The sequence below is a fragment of the Leucobacter sp. PH1c genome (assembly GCF_000633415.1).
Taxonomy (GTDB): Bacteria; Actinomycetota; Actinomycetes; order Actinomycetales; family Microbacteriaceae; genus Leucobacter.
The window spans coordinates 1-5,404 of record NZ_AYMV01000048.1 but is presented as its reverse complement, the minus strand read 5'-3'; the positions used below and the strand labels follow the sequence as shown (position 1 = coordinate 5,404).

At 54.7% G+C, this 5,404-nt stretch carries 3 rRNA genes; all 3 read right to left on the bottom strand.

Annotated features, from left to right (window positions below):
• Positions 1-40: 40 nt before the first annotated feature.
• The 3 genes from rrf to U874_RS14495 all read right to left on the bottom strand — a co-directional run bounded on the left by rrf (position 41) and on the right by U874_RS14495 (position 5,333).
• Positions 41-157 (bottom strand): 5S ribosomal RNA (gene rrf, locus U874_RS0112915).
• A gap of 124 nt (positions 158-281) precedes the next feature.
• Positions 282-3,384, bottom strand: a 23S ribosomal RNA gene (locus U874_RS0112910).
• A 427-nt stretch (positions 3,385-3,811) separates the two neighbouring features.
• Positions 3,812-5,333, bottom strand: a 16S ribosomal RNA gene (locus tag U874_RS14495).
• The 16S, 23S and 5S rRNA genes sit together here, the layout of an rRNA operon.
• Between the last annotated feature and the right edge of the window lie 71 nt (positions 5,334-5,404).

Genomic DNA, 5,404 nt, shown 5'->3' with positions numbered 1-5,404 from the left:
CACCATCACTGGTGTGCCCGAATACGACCCTCAAAAAGGTGTCCGGCGGTGTCCTACTCTCCCACACCCTCCCGAGTGCAGTACCATCGGCGCAGTCAGTCTTAGCTTCCGGGTTCGGAATGTAACCGGGCGTTTCCCTGACGCTATAGCCGCCGTAACTCTATCAACTTATCAACCACACCCACCCAAAGGGTTCGTGCGTGGCCGTCCGTTGGGAACCACAAAGTGGACGCGAAACATCGTTACTGAAGACATTATGCCCCACCCCAAAAGGGTGGGAAGAAATCAAGTCATCGGCTTATTAGTACCAGTCAGCTCCACACGTTACCATGCTTCCACATCTGGCCTATCAACCCAGTCATCTACTGGGAGCCTCACAGGGTTAAACCCCATGGAGATCTCATCTCGAGGCCGGCTTCCCGCTTAGATGCTTTCAGCGGTTATCCATCCCGAACGTAGCCAACCAGCCATGCCCTTGGCAGAACAACTGGCACACCAGAGGTCCGTCCAACCCGGTCCTCTCGTACTAGGGTCAGATCCTCTCAAATCTCCAACGCGCGCAGAGGATAGGGACCGAACTGTCTCACGACGTTCTAAACCCAGCTCGCGTACCGCTTTAATGGGCGAACAGCCCAACCCTTGGGACCAACTCCAGCCCCAGGATGCGACGAGCCGACATCGAGGTGCCAAACCATGCCGTCGATATGGACTCTTGGGCAAGATCAGCCTGTTATCCCCGAGGTACCTTTTATCCGTTGAGCGACAGCGCTTCCACAAGCCACTGCCGGATCACTAGTCCCGACTTTCGTCCCTGCTCGACCTGTCAGTCTCACAGTCAAGCTCCCTTGTGCACTTACACTCGCCACCTGATTGCCAACCAGGTTGAGGGAACCTTTGGGCGCCTCCGTTACATTTTGGGAGGCAACCGCCCCAGTTAAACTACCCACCAGGCACTGTCCTAAAACCCGATCAGGGTTCGTAGTTAGATATCCAATATGACCAGAGTGGTATTTCAACAACGACTCCACGAACACTAGCGTGCCCGCTTCACAGTCTCCCACCTATCCTACACAAGCCACACCGAACACCAATACCAAGCTGTAGTAAAGGTCACGGGGTCTTTCCGTCCTTCTGCGCGTAACGAGCATCTTTACTCGTACTGCAATTTCGCCGAGTTCACGGTGGAGACAGCTGGGGAATCGTTACGCCATTCGTGCAGGTCGGAACTTACCCGACAAGGAATTTCGCTACCTTAGGATGGTTATAGTTACCACCGCCGTTTACTGGGGCTTAAATTCAAAGCTTCGACCAAAGTCTAACCTCTCCTCTTAACCTTCCAGCACCGGGCAGGCGTCAGTCCGTATACGTCCACTTGCGTGTTGGCACGGACCTGTGTTTTTAGTAAACAGTCGTTCCCCACTGGTCTCTGCGGCCACCACACCCTTTCGGAGTAAATCCTAATAAGCGGATGGCCCCCCTTCTCCCGAAGTTACGGGGGCATTTTGCCGAGTTCCTTCACCATGATTATCTCGATCTCCTGAGTATTCTCTACCTGACCACCTGAGTCGGTTTGGGGTACGGGCAACAGCAAACCTCACGTCGATGCTTTTCTCGGCAGCATAGGATCACCTGCTTCCCCATACGGGTCCGCATCGTGTCTCAGCCTTCACGAGGAACGGATTTGCCTATCCCTCAGCCTACGCACTTACACCGGGACAACCATCGCCCGGCACAGGCTACCTTCCTGCGTCACACCTCACGCTCACCACCCCAGTCCGGGTTCGCAGCCGCCACCGAACATCACCCGAAGGATCCGTCCAGCTTTGGATTGCTTAGCACTACTGGTTAGGTCTTTGACGGTTTACCGCCGGTACGGGAATATCAACCCGTTGTCCATCGACTACGCCTGTCGGCCTCGCCTTAGGTCCCGACTTACCCAGGGCAGATTAGCTTGACCCTGGAACCCTTGGTCTTCCGGAGGACGGGTTTCTCACCCGTCTTTCGCTACTCATGCCTGCATTCTCACTCGTGTGGCATCCACGACTGGTTCACACCGCCGCTTCACTCGCCACACGACGCTCTCCTACCCATCCATACGGCTGGACCACGAAGGCCTACCTGTTATATGAATGCCACAACTTCGGTGGCGTGCTTGAGCCCCGTTACATTGTCGGCGCGGAATCACTTGACCAGTGAGCTATTACGCACTCTTTCAAGGGTGGCTGCTTCTAAGCCAACCTCCTGGTTGTCACAGCAACTCCACATCCTTTTCCACTTAGCACGCGCTTTGGGACCTTAGTTGGTGATCTGGGTTGTTTCCCTCTCGACTATGAAGCTTATCCCCCACAGTCTCACTGCTGCGCTCTCACTTACCGGCATTCGGAGTTTAGCTGACGTCAGTAACCTTGTAGGGCCCATCGGCCATCCAGTAGCTCTACCTCCGGCAAGAAACACGCAACGCTGCACCTAAATGCATTTCGGAGAGAACCAGCTATCACGAAGTTTGATTGGCCTTTCACCCCTATCCACAGCTCATCCCCTCAGTTTTCAACCTAAGTGGGTTCGGTCCTCCACGCGCTCTTACACGCGCTTCAACCTGGCCATGGATAGATCACTTCGCTTCGGGTCTAGGACATGCGACTGAATCGCCCTATTCAGACTCGCTTTCGCTACGGCTTCCCCACACGGGTTAACCTCGCCACATATCGCTAACTCGCAGGCTCATTCTTCAAAAGGCACGCAGTCACACCTACAAGGGTGCTCCTACGGATTGTAAGCAAACGGTTTCAGGTACTATTTCACTCCCCTCCCGGGGTACTTTTCACCTTTCCCTCACGGTACTAGTCCGCTATCGGTCATCTGGGAGTATTTAGGCTTATCAGGTGGTCCTGACAGATTCACACGGGATTTCTCGGGCCCCGTGCTACTTGGGATACACACCACGCGGTAAAACCATTTCGGATACGGGACTCTCACCCACTCCGGTCCGCCGTTCCAAGCGGTTCTCCTATAGCTTCACTCTCACGCTCGAGGCTCAGCAGCGCCTCACGGTATGTCCCGCAACCCCGACCATGCAACCCCTGCCAGGTATCACACATGATCGGTTTAGCCTCATCCGGGTTCGCTCGCCACTACTACCGGAATCACTATTGTTTTCTCTTCCTGTGGGTACTGAGATGTTTCACTTCCCCACGTTCCCTCTACCCGCCCTATATATTCAGGCGGGAGTCACCAGGTCAGCAAGCCGCCTGGCGGGGTTTCCCCATTCGGAAATCCTCGAATCACAGCCCGTTTATCGGCTCCCCGAGGCTTATCGCAGATTACTACGTCCTTCTTCGGCTCCAGATGCCAAGGCATCCACCGTTTGCTCTTAGAAACTTGAAATCACATAAGTATTCAGAAAACACACACCCACCCAAAGGGCAGGCATGTGACCAATGAAAAAAATTAGTATCAGTAACACGCACAACCCCAAAAGGTCACACGCGTCACAAGATGCTCGCGTCCACTGTGTAGTTCTCAACGTACGGTCGATCCCACCACCATGAGCAACACGTCCCATGATCGCGGGTCAGAGTCTCAGTCCACCCACCAAACAGTGAGCCGGCTGGTCCTCCAGGACCCAATAGTATGCACCCGAGAAACCCGCCCCAGCAGTCACCATTCTTTCCAACCCCAAAAGGCGTACTCAAACAACAACCACCAACACGAATCGACGTTGTCAAATGTTCCACCCATGAGCGGTTACGCATCACACATTCGGTGATGAACGCACCATTCTGCAGCAACCATGTTGCTGAGTGCTCCTTAGAAAGGAGGTGATCCAGCCGCACCTTCCGGTACGGCTACCTTGTTACGACTTAGTCCTAATCACCAGTCCCACCTTCGACGGCTCCCTCCAAAAGGTTAGGCCACCGGCTTCGGGTGTTACCGACTTTCATGACTTGACGGGCGGTGTGTACAAGGCCCGGGAACGTATTCACCGCAGCGTTGCTGATCTGCGATTACTAGCGACTCCGACTTCATGGGGTCGAGTTGCAGACCCCAATCCGAACTGAGACCGACTTTTTGGGATTCGCTCCACCTCGCGGTATCGCAGCCCTTTGTATCGGCCATTGTAGCATGCGTGAAGCCCAAGACATAAGGGGCATGATGATTTGACGTCATCCCCACCTTCCTCCGTGTTGACCACGGCAGTATCCCATGAGTTCCCACCATAACGTGCTGGCAACATAGGACGAGGGTTGCGCTCGTTGCCGGACTTAACCGAACATCTCACGACACGAGCTGACGACAACCATGCACCACCTGTTTACGAGTGTCCAAAGAGTTCTGTATCTCTACAGCGTTCTCGTATATGTCAAGCCTTGGTAAGGTTCTTCGCGTTGCATCGAATTAATCCGCATGCTCCGCCGCTTGTGCGGGCCCCCGTCAATTCCTTTGAGTTTTAGCCTTGCGGCCGTACTCCCCAGGCGGGGAACTTAATGCGTTAGCTACGACACAGAACCCGTGGAACAGGCCCTACATCTAGTTCCCAACGTTTACGGCATGGACTACCAGGGTATCTAATCCTGTTCGCTCCCCATGCTTTCGCTCCTCAGCGTCAGTTACGGCCCAGAGATCTGCCTTCGCCATCGGTGTTCCTCCTGATATCTGCGCATTCCACCGCTACACCAGGAATTCCAATCTCCCCTACCGCACTCTAGCCTGCCCGTACCCACTGCAGGCCCGAGGTTGAGCCTCGGGTTTTCACAGCAGACGCGACAAGCCGCCTACGAGCTCTTTACGCCCAATAATTCCGGACAACGCTTGCACCCTACGTATTACCGCGGCTGCTGGCACGTAGTTAGCCGGTGCTTTTTCTGCAGGTACCGTCACTTTCGCTTCTTCCCTACTAAAAGAGGTTTACAACCCGAAGGCCGTCATCCCTCACGCGGCGTTGCTGCATCAGGCTTGCGCCCATTGTGCAATATTCCCCACTGCTGCCTCCCGTAGGAGTCTGGGCCGTGTCTCAGTCCCAGTGTGGCCGGTCACCCTCTCAGGCCGGCTACCCGTCGTCGCCTTGGTGAGCCACTACCTCACCAACAAGCTGATAGGCCGCGAGCCCATCCTTCACCGATAAATCTTTCCCACAACAGACCATGCGGCCATTGTGCATATCCAGTATTAGACACCGTTTCCAGTGCTTATCCCAGAGTGAAGGGCAGGTTGCTCACGTGTTACTCACCCGTTCGCCACTCTTCCACCCAGCAAGCTGGGCTTCATCGTTCGACTTGCATGTGTTAAGCACGCCGCCAGCGTTCGTCCTGAGCCAGGATCAAACTCTCCGTAAAAAATTACATGCACCACAGTAAGCGGAATAAGCCACCACGATGCGAGTTCAACCTGACAAAAGCGAACATCA